Source organism: Acidobacteriota bacterium (assembly GCA_016716715.1).
Taxonomy (GTDB): domain Bacteria; phylum Acidobacteriota; class Thermoanaerobaculia; order UBA5066; family UBA5066; genus Fen-183.
The window spans coordinates 103162-122648 of record JADJVE010000008.1 but is presented as its reverse complement, the minus strand read 5'-3'; the positions used below and the strand labels follow the sequence as shown (position 1 = coordinate 122648).

The window sequence follows — 19487 nt, the reverse complement described above, 5'->3', positions numbered from 1 at the left end:
CGTCAGGTGACGGCGGGGCCCGCGCCCGAGTGCCGGCGCCAGAGCCCCTCGTCGAGGACCCTCCGGAACCGATCCACGGCATCGCAGAGCTCTTCGAAGCGGGTGTAGAGGGGGGCGAAGCCGAAGCGGATCACGTCCGGCGGGCGAAAGTCCGGGATGACGTTCATCTCCGCGATGAGTGCACGGTCGATCGCGAGCGCCTCCGGATGGCCGAAGGAAAGGTGCGAACCGCGGCGCTCACTCTCGCGAGGAGAACGCAGCGTGACGCCGAGTGATTCGAGCTGCGTCCTCCAACAACCTTCGAGGAATCTCCCCATCGCGACGGACTTCGCGCGCGCGGCCTCGACGCCGGCCTCCAGCGCGAGGTCGACGCCGGCCTCCGCGGCCGCGAGGGAGAGGATCGGCGGCGTCCCCACGAGAAAGCGCTCCACGCCCGCGGCGGGCGCGAAATCCGGCGCGAACGTGAACGGCGCCTCGCGCCCGAACCAGCCCGGAATCGGATTCTCGAGCGACGTCTGCAGCTCGCGGCGCACGTAGAGGAACGCGGGGGCGCCGGGACCGCCGTTCAGGTGCTTGTACGTGCAGCCCACCGCGAGATCGACACCCGAAACCTCGAGGTCGATCGGGACGACGCCCGCCGAGTGGCTCACGTCCCACAGGACGAGCGCGCCGGCCCGGTGCGCGATCTCGGTCACCTCTCTCATGTCGTGGAGAAACCCGCTCCGGTACGCGACGTGCGAGAGCGAGACGAGGGCCGTGTCCGGCCCGATCGCCGCCGCGAGGTCGGCGGGATCGACGGAGATGCCGTCGCGCGCCGCGACGACCGTCACGCGCCGCCCGCCGCCGAGGAGCTTCGCGACGCCGTCGAGCACGTAGAGGTCGGACGGGAAGTTCAGCTCGTCCGTGACGATGACCGTGCGGCCCTCGCGCGCCTTCAGCGCCGCGACCGCGAGCTTGAAAAGGTTGACGCTCGTGGAGTCCGCGACGACGACTTCGCCCGGCGAGGCGCCGAGGAGACGCCCGAGCTTGTCGCCGACGCGGCGCGGCGCGTCCACCCAGCCCTCGTTCCAGCCGCGAATCAGGCGTCCGCCCCACTCCTCGCGCACGACCCTCACGACGAGCGCCTCCGCCCGCTTCGGGAGACGTCCGAGGGAGTTGCCGTCGAGATAGAGGAGACCCTCGTCCGCGACGACGAACTCGGCGCGGTAGCGCGCGAGCGGGTCCTCGCGGTCCCGTTCGCGCGCTTCGCGCCGCGCTCTCTCGAAAGCGTCGGGCAGCGTCACGCCGCGGCGAACGCTTCCTTCAGCGCGATCTCGTGCGCCTTGACGGTCTTCGCGACCTCCTTAGGGCCGTGCGCCGTCGAGACGAACATCGCTTCGAACTGCGCGGGCGCGACGAAGACGCCCTGCCGGAGCATCGCGTGGTACCAGACCCTGAACTTGCCGAGGTCGGCCTTCTTCGCGTCGTCGAAGTTGCGCACGGGACCCGGCGTGAAGAACGGCGTCAGGATCGAGCCGATGCGGTTCAGGACGACCTTGTCCGCGACGCCCGCCTTCTTCGCGGCGGCGTTCATGCCGTGCTCGAGGTCGCGCGCCGTGCGCTCGAGCTTCCAGTAAACGGCCGGCGTGAGCGCGTCGAGCATCGCCTTGCCGGCTGCCATCGCGAGAGGGTTCCCGGAGAGCGTCCCGGCCTGGTAGACGGGCCCGTCCGGCGCGATCTGCGCCATGAGGTCCGCCCGGCCGCCGTACGCGCCGACGGGCAGGCCTCCGCCGATGATCTTGCCGAGGCACGTGAGGTCGGGCTTGATCCCGTAGATCTCCTGCGCGCCGCCCTTCGCGAGGCGGAAGCCGCTGATGACCTCGTCGAAGAGGAGGAGTGCCCCTTCCTTGTCGGCAATCGCGCGCAGCCCCTCGAGGAAGCCCGCGGCCGGCGTGACGACGCCCATGTTCGCGGCGACGGGCTCGACGGCGATCACGGCGATCCTGCCGGGATGCGCCGCGAAGAGCGCCTTTACGGAATCGAGGTCGTTGTACCGGGCCGTCAAGGTCATTCCCGCGAGGGACGCCGGCACTCCCGGCGAGCCCGGGATGCCGAGCGTCGCGAGGCCCGAGCCCGCGGAGACGAGAAACGAATCCGCGTGGCCGTGGTAGCAGCCCGAGAATTTCAGAACGAGGTCGCGGCCGGTCGCGGCGCGCGCGAGGCGCACGGCGCTCATCGCGGCCTCCGTACCCGAAGAGACGAAGCGAACCTTTTCCATCGAGGGCACGGCCTTCGCGACGCGCTCGGCCAGCTCGATCTCGGCCTTCGTCGGCGCGCCGTAGGACGTGCCGCGCGGCAGCGCCTTGCGCACGGCCGAGAGGACCGGCCCGTACGCGTGCCCGAACACGAGCGGCCCGTAGGACATCACCCAGTCGACGTACCGGTTGCCGTCGGCGTCGACGAGCGTCGCGCCCTTGCCCTTCTTCACGAAGAACGGCGTCCCGCCGACGGACGCGAACGAGCGCACGGGCGACGACACGCCTCCGGGCATGCGCTTCTGCCCCTGAGGAAGAGCGCCTCCGACTGGGCCGTCCGCCGGACCCGCCTGCGGACAGGCGCCGCGGCCTTCCCTCTTTCCTTCTAAGCAAATCTTTCTTCTCTTTCTTCTTCATCATCCGATCCACTGCGCGGCTTCTTTGGCGTGATACGTCAGGATCAGATCCGCCCCCGCGCGCTTGAACGAGGTCAGGATCTCGAGCGTGACGCGTTGCCCGTCGATCCAGCCGTTCGCGGCCGCGGCCTTCACCATCGCGTACTCGCCCGACACGTTGTAGCAGGCGAGCGGGACGTTCGTGACTTCCTTCGCGGCGCGGATGACGTCCATGTACGAAAGTGCCGGCTTGACCATGACCATGTCCGCGCCCTCGGCGACGTCCGAGAGCACTTCCTTGACGGCCTCGCGCACGTTGCCCGGGTCCATCTGGTACGCGCGGCGGTCGCCGAAGGACGGCGTCGACTCGGCGGCCTCGCGGAACGGCCCGTAGAACCCGGATGCGTACTTCGCGGCGTACGAGAGGAGCGCAACGTCCGCGAACCCTTCCTTGTCGAGCGCGGCGCGGATCGCGCCCACGCGCCCGTCCATCATGTCGCTCGGGGCGACGACGTCGGCGCCCGCCTTCGCATGCGCCACGGCCTCGGCCGCGAGGATCGCGAGCGTCGGGTCGTTGTCGACCGTGTCGCCCTTGATGACCCCGCAGTGCCCGTGGTCCGTGTACTCGCACAGGCAGATGTCCGTCATGACGACCGTCTTCGGGCTCTCGGCCTTGATCGCGCGGACCGCGCGGCAGACCGGGCCTTCCGGGTCGGTGGACGACGTGCCCTTCGCGTCCTTGTGGTCGGGGATCCCGAAGAGGATCACGGAGAGGACGCCGAGGTCGGCGAGCGCCTTCGCGTCCTTGCCCGCGAGGTCCGCGGACGTGCGGTCCACGCCCGGCATCGACGAGACGCCCTGGCGGACGCCCTGCCCCGGCACGACGAACAGCGGCGCGATGAAGTCCGACGGCGCGAGCGACGTCTCGCGGACCATCGTCCGGAGGCTCTCGCTGCGGCGGAGGCGGCGATAACGGTGGAGGGGAAAGCTCATGAGGTTTCCTTCCGGAGGAGATCGAGAAGATCGGAAAGCCGCGCACGCGGCGGGACGACGGGAGCGGGAAGATGACGCGCGGCGACGGCCTTCGCCGTCTCGGGGCCGAGGACGCCCCATCTTACCGGCGGGGGGGACGGCACGGCCGAGAGCAGGACGTCCAGACCGGCCGTCGAACCGACCGCCACCGAGCCGAAGCGACCGGCGGCGAAATCGGCGACGACGGACGCGTCCAGCTCGGAAGCACCGAGCGCACGCTTCAGATAGACGACGGGCGAAGCGAGAGAGAAGCCCAGAGATCGGATTTCTTCGAAGGGTTCGGAGGCGGCGTCCGACCCATGCGGCCAGAGAATGCGCGAAGGAAACGCCGCTGAAGATTTTCTTAGAAGGTGGAGGACCCCCGCCGCTCCGGGCACCTCGGGAACGACGATCTGCGTTTCGGGAGCCCCACTGTAGGTTGACGCACCGCCGAGACTGCCGCCGACCCGCCCCCCCGTATTCACCTTTCTAAGCAAATCAGCCGTGCCCTCCCCCACCGCAATCACTCGAGAGAAGCGCAACGGAAAGAGAGGGAGCAAAACTCTCACGGTCTCCTTGGACGAAACGACGAGCGTGGCGCCCGCAGGGTCGAACGCGAGCGCCTCGGCCACGCCCTCCGGGCGGGGTTCGACCACGTGGGTGTGCAGGATCGTCACATCGGGCGCAACGACCGAATCCTCCGGCCCGGCCGAGCCGGAGCGCAGCAGGAGGATCCGCTTGCTCACACGCGCGCCGCGTCGATCAGCCGCGCCGCGCCGCGCGCGAGCAGCTTCTCGGCAAGGAGGCGGCCGAGGGAAGAGGAAGAAAGAGAAAGAGAAGATTTCTTTGAAGGTGAAGAGGGAGAGGGCGGCGGCGCGAAGGGCTCGCTCATCTCGTCTTCGAGGCACTCGCGGCCGTCGAGAGAAAGAACGCGGCCCACGAGCTTCAGCGTCAGGTTCCCCTCTTCACCTTCTAGGAATCCTCGGGCGCCGACAGGCGCGCGACATCCCCCTCTAAGGAATTGCAGAAGCTCGCGCTCGACCGAGGCGGTCGCTCGTGCGACTGGGTCTTCCATCTTCAGCAGAGAAATCCGCGTTTCCTCGTCGTCCGCCCGGCAGCCGATGCCGAGTGCGCCCTGCGCAGGCGCGCCGAGTATCTCGTCCGGCCCGAGCCGACGCGTGATGACGGAGCCCCGGCCGAGGCGGTCGAGGCCCGCGGCCGCGAGGATGAGGGCGTCGGCGCGGCCTTCCTCGAGCCTCTGGAGGCGCGTGTCGACGTTGCCCGCCATCGCGACCGTCACGAGGTCCGGCCTGACACGCAGGAGCTGCGAGACGCGCCGCGGCGACGACGTGGCGACCCGGGCGCCCTGCGGCAGGTCTTCGACCTTCGTCACGCCCGCGTGGCGCGACGCGACGACGAACGCGTCGCGCGAATCCGCTCGCTCGGGCACGGCCGCGAGGACGAGCCCCTCGGCGTCGGCCGTCGGGACGTCCTTCAGCGAGTGGACGGCGAAGTCGATCTCGCGGTTCCGGAGCGCGTCGTCCAGCGCGCGGACGAAAACGCCGGCGGAGTCGCCGCCGGGCGGGGCCTTGCCCTCGCTGGACAGCTGATCGCCCTGCGTCCGCACGATCACGACCTCGACGGGCCGGCCCGAGCGGCGTGTGAGCTCCGCGGCGAAGGCCCCGGACTGGGCGCGCGCGAGCGCGCTGGCCCGCGTGCCCATGCGGAGAGGGGATGCGGTCGTCATCGTCGTCACCTCGGAGGGTCGCCCAGCCGGAAGAGGGCTTTCACGGAAGCGGCCTTCTCGAGGCGCTCGGACACGTCGCCCTCCTTGAGGCCGACGGTGGGCTCGTGGAGGATGTGCCCGACGAGCGTCTCGGTGAGGCGCTCGACCGTGGCGCGGTCCTTCTCGGACAAGCCGGACAGCTTGCCCGCGTATTTCTCGATCTCGGCGAGGCGAATCTTCTCGACCTTCTCGCGCAGGCCGCGCACGACGTCGACATGCAGGAGGCCGCCCCACCAGTCCGCGAAGCGCTGGACGCACTCCTCGACGATGGCCTCGGCCCTCGGGACCTCCTCGAGGCGCGCCTTCGCGTTCGCGTCCGCCATCCCGGTGAGGGCGTCGAGGTCGTAGCGGTAGACGTCCGGCAGGTCGCCCACCTCGACTTCCACGTCGCGCGGGACCGCGAGGTCGAGGACGAGGAGCGGCCCGCGCCGCTTCGCGTTGGAGAGCGACGCCTTGAGCGCGGCGGCCGTGAGGACGGGCTCCGTCGCGTTCGTGGCCGAGAGGATGAGGTCGACGTCGGCGGCCGCGACGGCGCGCTGGTCCCACGGGACGGCACGGCCGCCCGACGCGGCCGCGAGCGCCTGCGCCCTTTCGAACGAGCGGTTCGTGACGACGATCTCGGACACGCCCTCGTCGAGAAGAAGGCGCGCCGTGAGCTCGGCCGTCTCGCCCGCGCCCACGAGGAGCGCGCGGCGGCCGCTCAGGGACTCGAAGATGCGGCCCGCGAGCGTGAGGGCGAGGCCCGCGACGGACGTCGGGCGCGTGCCGAGACCGGTCTCGGAACGCACGCGCTTGCCGCACTCGAGGGCGTTCATGAAGAGCCGGTTCGTCACGGCGCGCAGCGACCCCGCGGCCGTCGCGACGCGGTGCGCCTCGCGGATCTGCCCGAGGATCTGCGCTTCGCCGAGGACCATCGAGTCGAGCCCCGCGGCGACGCGGAAGAGATGCCTCACCGTCGCGTCGCCGTGGCCCGTGAGCGCCGTCTGGCGCAGAAGCACGTCGTCCACGCGGTGGAAGCGCGAGAAGAAACCCGAGAGAGCGTCGAGGTCGTCCTCGCGGTCCGACACGCCGTAGATCTCGGCGCGGTTGCACGTCGAGACGATCGCGCCCTCGGCGAGGATGCGCTCCGCGAAGAGCCCCTCGAGCGCCTCGCGCGCCTTCTCGGGTGTGAAGGCGAGTCGCTCTCTCAGGTCGAGAGGGGCGCCCCGGTGATTCCAGCCGACGAAGACGAGGTTCATGAGCGGAAGACGTGCAGCTTGGAGACGAACATGTTGACGGCGGTGTACGACAGGAGCACGAGCACGAAGCCCGCGATCGAGAGGCGCGCCGTCGAGACCCCCGGGGCGCCGCGGCGCGCCCGCACGAGGACGAAGAGGTAGAAGAAGAGCGTGCCGAGGGCGAAGAAGATCTTCGGGTCGAGCCCCCAGTGCGGGTGCTCGTTCGTCCAGACGCGCGCGGCCCAGAGGAAGCCGAGCGCGAGGCCCGTGCCGAGCGCGATGATTCCGAGGCCGAGCGACGTGCGGTTCGCGCGCTCGAGGTACGAGAGCGTCGGCAGGCGCGTCGCGGGGCCGGAGAGCGTGTGCGACTTCAGCGCGCGCCCCGCGGCGATGTAGAGCATCGACAGCGCGGCCGATACCGCGAACGCCGCGTACGCGAGCATGTTGAGCGTGACGTGCAGCGCGAAGATCGCGCCCTTGAGGTCCGGGTTCGGGGCGGGACGGGGCCCGCCCGGCGCTTCGAGGAGCGCGAGCAGCATGAAGAAGAGCGCCGCCGGCATGAGAACCGGGCCGAGCGCGCGGTCGTGGTGGCGCAGCTCGAGAACGACCGAGAGGACGGCGAGGAAGAAGCCGAAGAGCTTCATCGAGCCGAGAAGGTCGCGATACGGCACGGTCCCGACCGCGAGGGCCCGGGCGTAAAGCGCCGCGAAGTTCAGGACGGCGCCCACGATCGCGCACGCCGTCGCCGTCCGGCCCGCCCAGGCGGACGGCCGGTAGAGGTTCAGGACGTAGAGAGCCGACGCCAGGGCGTAGAGCGTGAGAGCGGTCCAGCCGAGGCCGGCGCTCCACGCGGCCGCTGCGGCCGAATCCACCATCACGGGGCGATTATAGGAACCCCCCGGGGGCCCACAACCCCTGCGTCTGCATCAACTGCTAACCTCCTGCGCCATGTCGGTTCCCACCACCTCCGGCCCCGGGCCGTCCCGCCAGCGATTCGTCGACGCCGCCTTTTCCCGCCCCGTGGACGTCCCGCCCGTGTGGCTCATGCGGCAGGCCGGGCGCTACCTCCCCGAGTACCGCGAGGTGCGCAAGGGCCTCGCGTTCCTCGACCTCTGCGCGAACGTCGAGAGCGCGGTCGAGGTGTCGATGCAGCCCTTCCGGCGGTTCGGGATGGACGGCGTCATCCTCTTCTCCGACATCCTGATCCCGCTCCCCCCGATGGGAATCGAGGTGCGCCTCGACGAGGGCGGGCCGAAGCTCCCGAGCCCGATCCGCAGCGCGTCCGACGTCGCACGCCTCAAGACGTTCGACCCGCTCGTCGGGACGAAGTTCGTCCCCCAGATCATGAAGGCTCTGAAGACCGAGGTCGCAGGCCGCGCGGCCGTGATCGGGTTCTGCGGGGCTCCGTGGACGCTCGCGACGTACGCGATCGAGGGCGGCGGCACGAAGTCGTTCGTCGAAGTGAAGAAGATGATGCACGGCGACCCGAAGACGCTCGTCCTTCTCCTCGAGAAGCTCGCGGACAGCTGCGGCGACTATCTCGCCGCGCAGATCGAGGCGGGCGCGGACGTCGTGCAGGTCTTCGACACGTGGGCGGGCGAGCTTTCGCGCGCCGACTACGACCGCTTCGCGCGTCCGGCGACGGAACGGCTCCTCGCGAAGCTCCCGAAGCGCGGAACGGTGCCCGTCATCAACTTCGCGTCCGGCTCGGCCCACCTGATCGAGTCGATCGCCGCGCTGCCGGGCGACGTCGTCTCCGTGGACTGGAAGCTCCCGCTCGACCAGGCGCGCCCCCGCGCGAAGGGCCGGGCTCTACAGGGCAACGTGGACCCCGGCGTCCTCCTCGGACCGAAGGAAGGCGTGACCGCCGCCGTCCTCGCCGCGCGGAAGGCCGCGGGGCCGCTCGGCCACATCGTGAACCTCGGCCACGGCATCCTGCCGCCCACGCCGCCCGAGAACGTCGGCGCGTTCGTCGCCGCCGCGCGCGCGCCGCTCGGCTAGGGCTTCTTCTCCTCGCGCGGTTCGATCCATACGACGGCCTGGCAGTCGAGCCGCTCCTTCGCGTCGAGGAGCGCCGCGCGGAAATCCTCCACGGTGGCGATCGTCCGGCCCTCCGGCCAGTCCGGCCGGGCCGCCGGCTGCATGCGCCAGACGGCGAGCGGAACGCGGATTTCGTCGAGGTAGGCGCGAACGCCGGCCGCGCCGAGCGCGCTCGAGTCCTCCGCGCCCTCGGCGGCGACGAGGACGACGAGCCGCCGATTCCCGGGCACGCCGACGTGGAGCGCCGCGGACGCCACGGCGTCCGCGAGGCGCACGGGCCTGAGCGGCGTCGCGTCGAGCGTCTCGAGGATCGCGTCGAGAACCGGCTCCTTCGGCTGCAGCTCGCCGCGCGCGAGACGCCGGTCCGCGACCACGACGTGCACGGTGAAGCCGGCCTTTCTCAGGATGTCGTCGAGCGCGACGCGGTCCGGCGGCTTCGGGACCACGTGCGCCGGTCCGACGAGGCGCGCGAGGGCGCCGTAGGCCGCGGGCTCGGCGACGACGACGATCTCGGCCTCTCCCCGTTCGGCCGCGCGGACGTTTTCCCCCGCCGCGCGCCGGCGGGCGGCCGCCGCCGCGGGTCCGTCGGGTCCGCAGGCGCCGGCGTCCAGGTTCGCGGTGATGGCCGTGTCCTCGTCTCCGTGCACACGTCCGCCGAGGACCGACGCATGCGTCGCACGGCGCCCGTCCGGAAACACGAGGTCGACGGTCAGGATCGAGCCGCGCGTCCCGGCGACGTCGAGGCTCACGTCGCGGTTGCGGGTCGTTGCGGCGCGCTTCCCGTCGAGCGCGACGGAGATCTTCTTCGGATTCTGTCGCTCCGGGTGCGCCCAGCCCACCCGGACGGAGCAGCGGCCGCCTCCCTCGGGACAGCGCGTGCGCGTCTGGACCTCGGCTTCGGCGGCGCCCGGCCGGTTCACCCAGCGCACCGCGCGCTCGACCACGTTGCCCGCGGGGCCCTTCCTCACGAGCTCGAGAACGTGGACCTTCGGGGCGGAACCGAGGTCTACGACGCACGTCGACGCCTCGCTCACGAACGTGCACGCGGGCCGCCCGTCGAGGAGCAGGCTCGCCGGGCGCGGGGGCGCGCCGAGCTCCACGACCACGGGGAGGAGCCCGACGACGACGCCCACGGGATAGGTCAGGATCTGCACGTTGCCCCGAACGTAGCAAACAAACGCCAGGGCGTTCGGCCTCGTTTTCGCTCCTTCCGTCCCCGCCGGGAGACGTCCGGACCCTGTGACAACCGGCACGGGGCGTGCTAAGAGGGTGTCCGGAGGCCTCCATGCAACGCACCCTGACGTTCACCCTTGCGGCCGTTCTCGCGTTTTCCCCGGCCGTCCCCGCCTCCGCGCAGTCCGACGCGCCCCGGTCGGTCAAGAGTTCCGTCGAGGCGGTCGCCGCCGACGTCGAGGTGCTCGTCCTCGATTCGAAGGGCAAGCCCGTCCAGGGCCTCGCCAAGGGCGACTTCAAGCTCTTCGTGAACGGCAAGGAGACGCCGATCGACTGGCTCGAGGCGCCCGCCGTCCCGGCGGCCGCTCCGGTTTCCGCCGCGGCCTCTTCGGCTCCCGCGGCTCCGGCCGCCGAAGCCCTCACCGGCGCCGCCGCCGCGCGCCGCATGCACAGCACGGTTTTCGTGATCTCCGACCTCCAGACCGACCTGCGCTCGCGCAACGCGGGCCTCGACGCGCTCAAGACGTACGTCGACCGGATGCCGGGCGGCGAGGAAGCGGCCGTGTATCTCCTCGACAACGGCGTTCGCCGTCTGCAGGCGTTCACGTCGGACCGCTCCGCGCTGAAGAAGGCGCTCGACAAGCCTGCGCGGACGCTCCCACGCGCGTACATCTTCCCGCAGCAGGGCAGCGTCGAGTGGGAAGGCCAGTCGCGCCAGATGCTCCGCAACTTCTCGACCGTCCTCGACACGATCGCGAACCGCCCGGAGCCCAAGACGGTCGTCGTCATGGCGGGCCCGATCTCCCCGACCGGTTTCGTCCAGCCGATCGGCGGCCCGGCAGGCTCGGGGGCGCTCGGGCAGACGGTCTTCGCGGGCAGCCCGACCGACGGCATCGACGTCCTTTCGACGTCGGGAAACTCGTACTCGGCGCGCGGCCTCTGGAACTTCCTCGCCGAGGCGAAGGACGCCGAGAGCCAGGCGCTTCTCGCCCGGGCGACGGTCGTCGCCGTGGACCCGTCGGGCCTGTACTCGCCGGACGGAAGGGCCGAGACCAGCTCCATGTCCAGCCCCTCCGGCCGGCCCCCGCGCGACGCCGCCGCCGCGCTCCGGCCGGCCAACAACGTGAGCGAGGGAGACGCCGTCGACTCGTTCCTGTACCGGAGCGACACGTTCGCGCTCATCGCGCAGTCGACCGGCGGCGCGCGCCTCGGCTTCACGAACAAGCCGGTCGAAAACCTGATCGTCGAGACGAACCTCCTCGCGCAGCGCTATCGCCTCGGCTTCACGCCGCCGGACGGCACGTCCGCCCGGCGCGACATCCGCGTCGAGGTCGCGCGGCCCGGCGTCGTCGTCCGTGCCGCCGCCGGCCAGCGCTCGCTCACGCCGGAGACGGCGGCGCGCGCGCGCTTCGCGGCGCTGCTGCTGTCGGCCGACGCGCCGAAGGGCGACTTCGCGATCGCGCTCGAGACGAAGGCCGCCGTGAAGGACCGCAAGGACGACGCGTTCCCGTTCGACGTCGTCGTTCCCGTGGGCGGCGTCTACGCCGAGGAGCGCGGGGACACGAAGCGCGCGAAGCTCGAGCTCCTGATCGCGGGCGTCGACGAGGAGGGCCGCGCCTCCGAGCCGATGGTGATCCCCTTCTCCGTCACGGTCGACAAGGCCGCCGGGGCCGGAGCGTTCTTCCGCAAGGACTCGAACTTCAACCTCGACAAGCGCTGGAAGGGCCGCCTCTTCGTCGGCGTGCGCGACACGTCCACGAACCGCCTCGGAGCCGTGGCGCTGCCGATCGGAATCTGACCCAGGGCGACGAAAGCGGGGCTGAGGCGTGATCACGTTCCTCACGCTCATCCTCGGGATCGCGGTCGGTGTCCACACGATCGAAGTGCAGGTGGACCCGGCCGCGGCGTTCGTGGAGTTCCAGCTCGACGGGCAAACGCTCCACTCCGTGACGAAGCCCCCGTGGAAGATGCTCGTCGATTTCGGCCGTCCCGTTCCGCACGAGCTCGTCGCGATCGCGCGGGACCGCGAGGGCGCCGAGCTGGGGCGCGCGGTCCAGCTGGTCAACGTCCCGCGTCCGAACTCCGAGGCCTCGTTGGCGCTCCTGCGGGGCGCCGGCGGCCGCGGACGCATCGCAAGCCTCACGTTCGCGAGCGCCTTCTCCGCGCGGCCCGAGGGCATCGAGCTGACGTTCGACGGACAGGTCCTCGACCCCGGCAACCTCGCCCGCATCCGCCTCCCCGATTTCCGTCCCGCCGACGTCCACGTCCTCCGGGCCGTCCTCGAGTTCAAGGGCGGCAACCGGGCCACGACGGAGCTTCTCGTCGGCGGGGTGAAGCGCGAGGCCCCGGGCGGGCCCGAGACGATGCGCGGCGAGGCCGAGGCCGAGCTCACGGCCGTTCCGGTCGTCTTCAGGGGCAGCCCGCCGAAGGAATCCGAGATGGACGGCTGGTTCCTCTCGAACGGAGAGCCCGTGCACGTCGAGGCCGTCGAGGAGAGCCCCGGCGAGATCGTCGTCGTGAAGGACGAGAACGCGGGCCCGTGGATCGCACAGCTCCGCACCTCCATTTTCTTCGCCCAGGACACCAGGTACGCATCCCCGTTGCGAAAGGGCCAGCGCCTGCGTTTCTGCTGGCCCGGGACCCTCAAGCCCGGCGATTCGGCCCCCGGCTACGACGTCTTCCTGCGCTCGCAGGACTTCGCCGCGCCGTGGGACGTCCGAAGACTCCTGATCGAAGTCGGCCCGCCGGAATACAACGGCCCGCCTCGCCTCGGCGATGCCGTCGGGGTGGCCGCGCTCTCGGCCGCCGCCGGGAACCGGCCGCGGGCCGTTCTGCTCCTCGTGGCCGGACCCGACGACGAGAGCCTGACGCCGATCGCATGGACGCGCGCGTATCTGCGCGCGCTGCGCGTTCCGCTGTTCGTCTGGGCGAAGAACAAGAAGATGGTCGACCCCGCGTGGGGCAAGGCGGAGGTCCTCTCGTCTGCCTCCGATGTGCCCGACGCGGTGAAGACGGTGACGAAGGCCGTCGAGGCCCAGCGGATCGTGTGGCTGGAGGGCCGGCACCTCCCGCAATCGATCTCCCTCTCCCCGAAGGCGCGGAAGGTAACCCTCGTGGAATGAGCGCCGTCCCGGCGCGCCTGATGCACCTGTTCTAACGAGACCCAGTCGCGCCGGATGCTAACCTCCGGCCCGTGACGGCCATCCCCATTCGCCTCCGCGGCGAGACGCTCCCGATGACGACGGAGCTCCTCGACAAGTACAACGTCCAGGGGCCCCGCTACACCTCCTACCCCACCGCCCCCGAGTGGAACGAGGCGATCGGCGTGAAGGACTACGAGGCCGCCTCGGCGCGCGCGAACGCGAAGAAGTCGCCGGTTTCCCTCTACGTCCACCTCCCGTTCTGCGACGAGCAGTGCTGGTTCTGCGGCTGCTTCATGAAGGTCGTTCCGAAACCCGAACGGAAGGGCGACGACCGCGCCGAGATCGAGCCGTACCTCGCGGACGTGCACAAGGAGATCGACCTCCTCGCGAAGCGCATCGACGCCTCGCGCTCGATCGAGCAGGTGCACTGGGGCGGCGGCACGCCGACGTACCTGACGCCCGTCCAGGCCGACCGCCTCGCGCAGCACCTCCTCGAGACGTTCCGCCCTGCGAAGGACGCCGAGATCTCGGTCGAGGTCGACCCGCGCGTCACGACGGCCCGGCACCTCGAGGTCCTCCGGAACCGCGGGTTCAATCGCGTCTCGATGGGCGTCCAGGACTTCGACCCCGAGGTGCAGGAGCTCGTGAACCGCGTCCAGCCCTTCGACATGACGAAGGCGCTCGTCGACGCCGCGCGCTCCCTCGCCTACGGCTCCGTGAACCTCGACATGATCTACGGCCTCCCGGGCCAGACGCGGGCGGGCTTCGAGGCGAGCGTCGAGCAGATCATCTCGCTCCGCCCCGACCGCGTCGCGATGTACTCGTACGCGCACGTCCCGTGGCTCAAGCGCCCGCAGCGCGTCCTCGCCGCGCACCTGCCCGAGGGGACCGAGAAGTTCGCGATCTTCGTGTCGGGGATCGAGCGCTTCGTGGCCGCCGGCTACGTCTACATCGGGATGGACCACTTCGCGCTCCCGCACGACGAGATCGTGAAGGCGCAGCAGGACCGCACGCTCACGCGCAACTTCCAGGGCTACACGACGCACGCCGGGTGCGACCTCTACGGCATGGGCGTCTCGGCGATCGGCACCCTGGACGACGCGTACGTCCAGAACACGAAGGACTACGCCGAGTACCACGCCGCGATGGAGGCGGGCCGCCTCGCCACCGTGAAGGGCTGCCGCCTCTCCGCCGACGACGTCCTGCGGGGCGAGGTCATCACGCGCCTCCTTTGCCACTGCGTGATCGACAAGCGCGACGTCGAGAAGACGTTTTCGCTGAAGTCGTTCGACGAGACGTTCGCGCACGCGACGGCAAAGCTCCCCGAGCTCGTGAACGACGGGATGGTCACGATCACCGCGGACGAAATCCGGGTGACCACCATGGGACGGATCTTCATCCGGAACGTGGCGATGCTGTTCGACGCCTACCTCGAGAAGAAGAGCGCGGACTCGCCGAAGATCTTCTCTCGTACCCTGTAGGCAGTTCGGCGGAGGATCCGTTGATTTTCTTAGAAGGTTTATGAGCGATCGTCTGGGTGTGCTGCTCGTCCAGCTCGGCGGACCCGCGTCGCGCGAGGAGCTGAAGCCCTTCCTGTATGAGCTTTTCGTAGATCCTGAAATTCTCGGAATTTCCTTTTCTCCCCTTCGTCGATTCGTCGCGTGGCTCATCGCGACGACGCGTGCGCCGAAGTCCGCCGCGACGTACGAGCGGATCAACTGGTCGCCCATCCGCCGCTGGTCCGAGACGCAGGCCCGCCTCCTCGAGGCCGAGCTCGGCAAGGGCGCGGCCTCGTCCATTCCGGCGCCGGTCGTCCGCGTCGGGATGACGTGCTCGTACCCGTTCGTGGAGGACGCGCTCGAGGACCTCCGGAAGGCCGGCGCGACGCGCCTCCTCGTTCTCCCCCTCTACCCTCAGTACTCCGTCACGACGACGCGAGGGTCGTTCAACCGCGTGACGTCCGCCCTCGCGAAGATGGGGTGGAACCCGGCGCGGACGAACGCGCCCGACGCCTGGTACGAGGAGCCGGATTTCGTCGCCGCGCACGCCGACCTGATCCTCAAGGCGCACGGGACGTTGCCGGACGCGGACCCCGCGAATACGGTGATCCTCTACTCCGCGCACTCGCTGCCCGTGAAGACCGTCGTGACGCAGAAAGACCCGTACCCGCAGCACGTCGAGGGCACGGTGAAGGCGATCGACGCCGCTCTCGGGAACCGCTTCCCCTCGCGCGTCGGCTACCAGTCGAAGGTTGGCCCCGTGGAGTGGCTCGGCCCCTCCACCTCCGACGTTCTCGCGAGCCTCGCGAAAGAGGGCGTGAAGCAGGTCGTCGTCGTCCCCGTCGCGTTCGTGTCCGATCACGTCGAGACGCTCTACGAGATCCGGCTCCTCTTCGCGGGCGAAGCGGCGCGCCTCGGCATCCCGCACTACGCGGTCGCCGAGGGCCTCAACGACCACCCGGCGTTCGTCCGGGCGCTCGCGAACATCGTCAACACGTCCGTGAAGAAGGCGGCTGAATGAATCGTGTCGTGATCCTCGGCGGCGGCATCGCCGGCCTGACGGCGGCGTATCGGCGGAGGGGCGAGGGCGAAACCGTCGTCCTCGAAGCGGGCCCCGCGCCCGGCGGCTCGGTGAAGACGGTCCGCGAGGACGGCTTCGTCGTGGAAGGCGGCCCGAACACGCTCCGCACGAGCGAGGCGGCCGACCGGCTCCTCGCCGACCTCGGCCTCGAGCCCCACGTCGTCAAGGCGGATTCGAAGGCGCCGCGCTGGATCGTCCGCGGCGGCCGGCCGCGCGCCGTCGTGCCCGGCCCGGGCGCCCTCTTCAACACCGTCTTCACGACGGGCGGCAAGCTCCGCCTCCTGAAGGAGCCGTTCGTCCCCGGGCGTCCCGCCGATCTCGAGGACGAGAGCGTGGCGTCGTTCTTCGCCCGGCGATTCGGACCGGAAGCCGCGCGCTACGGCGCGGGGCCGATGGTGTCGGGCGTCTACGCGGGCGACCCCGACACGCTGTCGACGCGCTCGGCGTTCCCTCGCCTCTGGGAGGCGGAAGGAGCAGCGGGCAGCGTCATAAGAGGATTTCTTAGAAAGGGTAAGAAGGGCGAGGCGGCGGGCGCGACGGGCGACAATGCCGCGGGTGGCGGCGCCCCGCCCCGCCATCGTGCCCGAACGCTGACGTTCGACACGGGTCTTTACCTACTCATAGAAACTCTTCAACAGCGTCTCCTTTCGCGCGGCGCGTGCCGCGTTGAGGTGAATTCCCCCGCCGCGATCGTCGAGGGCCCGCACGCTTCCGGCCCGAAGTGGACCGTGCGCCTCGCGGACGGCCGCTCGTGGGACGCGGACGTTCTCGTCTCGACGCTCGAGGGCCCGGCGCTCGCGCGCCTTCTCGGCGACCGGCTGCCGCGCTCGGGCGCGGGGCTCGCCGCGATGAAGACGTCGCCCATCACGGTCGTCGCGCTCGCGTGGCCGGACGGGCCCGGCTCGCCGAAGGGCTTCGGCGCGCTCGTCCCGCGCGGCGAGGGCATCCGGTCGCTCGGCGTTCTCTACCCGTCGTCGCTCTTCTCCGGGCGCGCCCCCGCCGGTTCGATTCTCACGACGTCCTTCCTCGGCGGAGCGCTCGACCCCGCGCTCGCGGCGTCCTCCGACGCCGAGGTCCTCGCGGTCGCGACGGACGAGGCGAAACGCCTCCACCCGGGCCTGACGGCGCCGACCCGCTCGTGGATCTTCCGGTGGCCCGCCGCGATCCCGCAGATCCCGCTTTTCCACCACCGCACGCTGGCGGCGGTCGAAAAGGACCTCGAGTACCTGCCGGGCATGGTCCTCACGGGCGGCTGGCGCGACGGCATCGCCATGGGCGAGCGCATCGCGCGCGGCGACGCCCTCGGCGCCGCGCTCTGAGGGCGGCTTCGCACCGTAGAATCGGCGCGTGACCCGCGCGCTGCGGCTCCCGCTCGCCGTTTCCCTCGCCCTTCTGATCGGCGCCGCCGCCTGGAAGGCCGGCGCCCGCCGCCCGGGCCCCGAGGACGGATCGCGCCTCGTCCTCGAGCACGAGGAAGGCCGCGCCAAGCACGCGCTTTCGCGCGCGGCGGCCGAGGCCGCGCTCTCGCGCGGGGTTTCCGGGCCGCCTCCGGCCTCCGTCGAGGGCACGACGCGCGGCTTCGACGTCGTCGCCTACGACCTCTCGTTCGAGCTCGACCCGGGCGTTCGGATCCTTTCGGGCTCCTCCACGACGCGCCTGTCGGGTTTTGCGAAGACGACCGACTCCGTCACGTTCAACCTCGACCGCGCGTACGCCGTCACGTCGGTCACGCGCGACGGGGCGCCCGTCCCCGGGTTCACGTTCGCGAACGACCTGCTCACCGTGCCGCTCACCCCCCCGCTCGCCGCCGAGGAGCGGACGTCGATCGGCATCGCCTGGTCGGGCATTCCTCCGGCGGCCGCGGCGCTCGCGTGGTGGGATCACACGACGGGCAAGGCGGCCACGAGCGTCGCCGAGCCGTTCGACTCGCGGACGTACTGGCCTTGCGTGGACGCGCCGGACGACAAGGCCGTGGCGACCGTGACGGCGACCGTCCCGCCGGGTTACGTCGTCGCGTCCGCGGGCCTCGGGACGTCGGCCACGCTGCCCGACGGGCGCATCCGGTCGACGTGGCGCCTCCCGCAGCCGATCTCGACGTACCTCGTCTCCCTGAACGTCGCGAAGTACCAGGTCGTCGAGGACGCCTACAGGGCGATGGACGGGCGCATCATGCCGATCCGCTCGTACCTCATGCCCGAGAACGCGGCGGAGAACGTGCCGCGGCTCTCCGCGATGAAGGACCACATCTCGGTCCTCGCGTCGCTGTTCGGGGAATACCCGTTCGTCGACACGAAGTACGGGATCGTCTCGTCGTGGTTCTCGGGAGGGATGGAGCACCCGACGCTCACGTCCATCGGCGAGAACATCCTCTCGAACACGTCACGCGACATCACGCTCCTCCTCGTGCACGAGCTGGCGCACCAGTGGTGGGGCGACCGCGTCACGATGCGGACCTGGGACGACATCTGGCTGAACGAGGGTTTCGCGACGTATGCCGAGGTGCTCTACCAGGAGCGCGCGCTCGGGAAGAACCCCGGCCAGACGCTCCGCACGTCCTACGACGACGGGCTCTACGGTGGCAGGCTCGCGCAAGCCGTCGTCGCCGATCCGGCCGACCCGTTCAAGTACACCGGGGCCGTCTACAACAAGGGCGGGTGGTTCCTTCACATGCTGCGCCGCCTCGTGGGCGACGACGCGTTCTTCTCCGGGCTGCGCGCGTACGGCGACGCGCACGCGTGGGGCACCGCGACGCGCGGCGAGCTGCGCGCGCTCTTCGAGGAGCGCACCGGGCTCGACCTCAAGCAGTTCTGGGACCAGTGGCTCGAGACGCGGTTCCGTCCGACGTTCCGGGCCACGTACCGGACGGCCGTCGACGCGTCGACGGTGACGCTCGCGGTCACGCAGACGCAGGGGCACGCCGTCACCCATCCCGTGGCCGGACCGAACGACAAGCCGTACTACGTCTTCCCGCTGACCGTGCGGATCACGTACGTGGACGGGACGTTCCTCGACGTGCCCGTGACCGCGACGGGCGCGACGACGACGCTCGTCGTCCCGAACCCGTCGCGGAAGTTCGTCGCGGGGATCACGCTCGACCCGGCCTCGGACGTCTTGAAGATCGTCGAGTCGACCGGGCCGGGCTGAACCGCCCGCGGGCGTCACCTCATCTGGATCGTGGCCGTGGCCGTCGATTCGAGGAGTTGCCCGTTGCCATCGAAGGTCGCGCGCACGTCGGTAGGCCCGGGCGGTGCTTTGACCTTCAGGCTTGCCATCCCGTTCGCATCCGTCGTCATCCGCGGCTGCTCCTTTCCATTGACCTGAAAACGGACCACTTGCCCGCCGACGGGTACGGACGAGGTGGTGTAGTCCTTCTGTCTGGAAAGGAAGACGTCGGCGATCAGGTACTTCTGGCCCGGGAGACCGGCTTCCTGCAACATCTCCGGCAAGGCATCCTTCTGGAATAGGCTCAATTTGAGCTGCGCCGGCACCTTCTTGACGATTACGGCGCAAGCCCCCTCGACGGCTCCAGAGCGGACGGTGAGGGTGCGGTTGCCGGCCGGCACGCTGGGCGGGACGTAGTACTCCCCGAAGAATCCGGCGCCCCAGATGTTGGGCCTGCCCACCGTCGGGACGGGGACGCCTTCGAGTTTCACCTCCAGTGGCGCCGGGAACGGAACGTAGGCGCCCGTGGATTTCTCGTGGATCTCGGCGCTGTAACCGGCCAGGTGGTAGTACATCTCCTCTCTCTTGCCCTCTCCCTTGCCGCAATCCACCCTCATCTCCAGCCCCTTGCTCGGCGACGAGACGCGGGCGGGTGTGGGGACCTGAGCCCGCACGGAGGCCGGGATGAGCGAGAAAACGAGAAGGAGGGGCGCGAGCGCCTGCCTGCTCATTCCTTCATGATCGAC

General features: G+C 70.5%; 16 protein-coding genes. 7 read left to right on the top strand and 9 right to left on the bottom strand.

Features of this window, described 5'->3' with window-relative positions; all coding sequences use genetic code 11:
* Positions 1-2: 2 nt before the first annotated feature.
* The 7 genes from kynU to ccsA all read right to left on the bottom strand — a co-directional run bounded on the left by kynU (position 3) and on the right by ccsA (position 7521).
* Positions 3-1277, bottom strand: a complete 1275-nt coding sequence (gene kynU / locus IPL89_13935; protein MBK9064273.1) for a kynureninase — start codon at positions 1275-1277, stop codon at positions 3-5.
* Between the two features lie 2 nt (positions 1278-1279).
* Complete coding sequence (gene hemL / locus IPL89_13930) at positions 1280-2530, bottom strand: glutamate-1-semialdehyde 2,1-aminomutase (GenBank protein MBK9064272.1); 1251 nt, start codon at positions 2528-2530, stop codon at positions 1280-1282.
* Between the two features lie 120 nt (positions 2531-2650).
* Complete coding sequence (hemB, locus tag IPL89_13925) at positions 2651-3622, bottom strand: porphobilinogen synthase (GenBank protein MBK9064271.1); 972 nt, start codon at positions 3620-3622, stop codon at positions 2651-2653.
* The gene (locus tag IPL89_13920; GenBank protein MBK9064270.1) at positions 3619-4386 is read right to left on the bottom strand and encodes a uroporphyrinogen-III synthase; all 768 of its coding nucleotides are present in this window, start codon (positions 4384-4386) and stop codon (positions 3619-3621) included. The genes hemB and IPL89_13920 overlap by 4 nt, the downstream gene beginning before the upstream one ends.
* A complete protein-coding gene (hemC, locus tag IPL89_13915; GenBank protein MBK9064269.1) occupies positions 4383-5387 on the bottom strand; it encodes a hydroxymethylbilane synthase in 1005 nt (334 codons plus the stop codon). The genes IPL89_13920 and hemC overlap by 4 nt, the downstream gene beginning before the upstream one ends.
* A 5-nt stretch (positions 5388-5392) precedes the next feature.
* Positions 5393-6664 carry a glutamyl-tRNA reductase gene (locus IPL89_13910; GenBank protein ID MBK9064268.1) on the bottom strand — a complete coding sequence of 424 codons (1272 nt, stop codon included), beginning with the start codon at positions 6662-6664 and terminating at the stop codon, positions 5393-5395.
* Entirely contained in the window at positions 6661-7521 is an 861-nt protein-coding gene (ccsA, locus tag IPL89_13905; protein MBK9064267.1) for a cytochrome c biogenesis protein CcsA, read from the bottom strand. Before ccsA ends, IPL89_13910 begins: the two co-directional genes overlap by 4 nt.
* 70 nt (positions 7522-7591) lie before the next feature.
* Between ccsA and hemE the strand changes: the two genes are divergently transcribed.
* Positions 7592-8644 carry a uroporphyrinogen decarboxylase gene (hemE, locus tag IPL89_13900; GenBank protein MBK9064266.1) on the top strand — a complete coding sequence of 351 codons (1053 nt, stop codon included), beginning with the start codon at positions 7592-7594 and terminating at the stop codon, positions 8642-8644.
* On the opposite strand, the gene IPL89_13895 is transcribed toward hemE, so the two are convergent.
* Positions 8641-9837, bottom strand: coding sequence for a hypothetical protein (locus IPL89_13895; protein MBK9064265.1), 1197 nt, complete (start codon positions 9835-9837; stop codon positions 8641-8643). The genes hemE and IPL89_13895 overlap by 4 nt on opposite strands.
* Positions 9838-9968: 131 nt before the next feature.
* Here IPL89_13895 and IPL89_13890 point away from each other — a divergent pair, with 131 nt between their 5' ends.
* From IPL89_13890 to IPL89_13865, 6 genes are all read left to right on the top strand, one after another.
* Entirely contained in the window at positions 9969-11654 is a 1686-nt protein-coding gene (locus tag IPL89_13890; protein ID MBK9064264.1) for a VWA domain-containing protein, read from the top strand.
* 28 nt (positions 11655-11682) lie between these two features.
* A complete protein-coding gene (locus tag IPL89_13885; GenBank protein MBK9064263.1) occupies positions 11683-12978 on the top strand; it encodes a hypothetical protein in 1296 nt (431 codons plus the stop codon).
* Positions 12979-13049: 71 nt separating this feature from the next.
* The gene (gene hemN / locus IPL89_13880) at positions 13050-14480 is read left to right on the top strand and encodes an oxygen-independent coproporphyrinogen III oxidase (GenBank protein MBK9064262.1); all 1431 of its coding nucleotides are present in this window, start codon (positions 13050-13052) and stop codon (positions 14478-14480) included.
* A gap of 40 nt (positions 14481-14520) precedes the next feature.
* Positions 14521-15519: a ferrochelatase gene (hemH, locus tag IPL89_13875; protein ID MBK9064261.1), complete on the top strand. Its 999-nt coding sequence runs from the start codon at positions 14521-14523 to the stop codon at positions 15517-15519.
* A complete protein-coding gene (gene hemG, locus IPL89_13870; protein MBK9064260.1) occupies positions 15516-16898 on the top strand; it encodes a protoporphyrinogen oxidase in 1383 nt (460 codons plus the stop codon). Before hemH ends, hemG begins: the two co-directional genes overlap by 4 nt.
* A gap of 28 nt (positions 16899-16926) precedes the next feature.
* On the top strand, positions 16927-18723 hold the full coding sequence (locus tag IPL89_13865; protein MBK9064259.1) for a M1 family metallopeptidase: 1797 nt from the start codon (positions 16927-16929) through the stop codon (positions 18721-18723).
* Positions 18724-18737: 14 nt separating this feature from the next.
* On the opposite strand, the gene IPL89_13860 is transcribed toward IPL89_13865, so the two are convergent.
* Positions 18738-19472 (bottom strand): hypothetical protein, encoded by a 735-nt coding sequence (locus IPL89_13860; GenBank protein ID MBK9064258.1) that lies wholly within the window; start codon positions 19470-19472, stop codon positions 18738-18740.
* Positions 19473-19487: the final 15 nt, after the last annotated feature.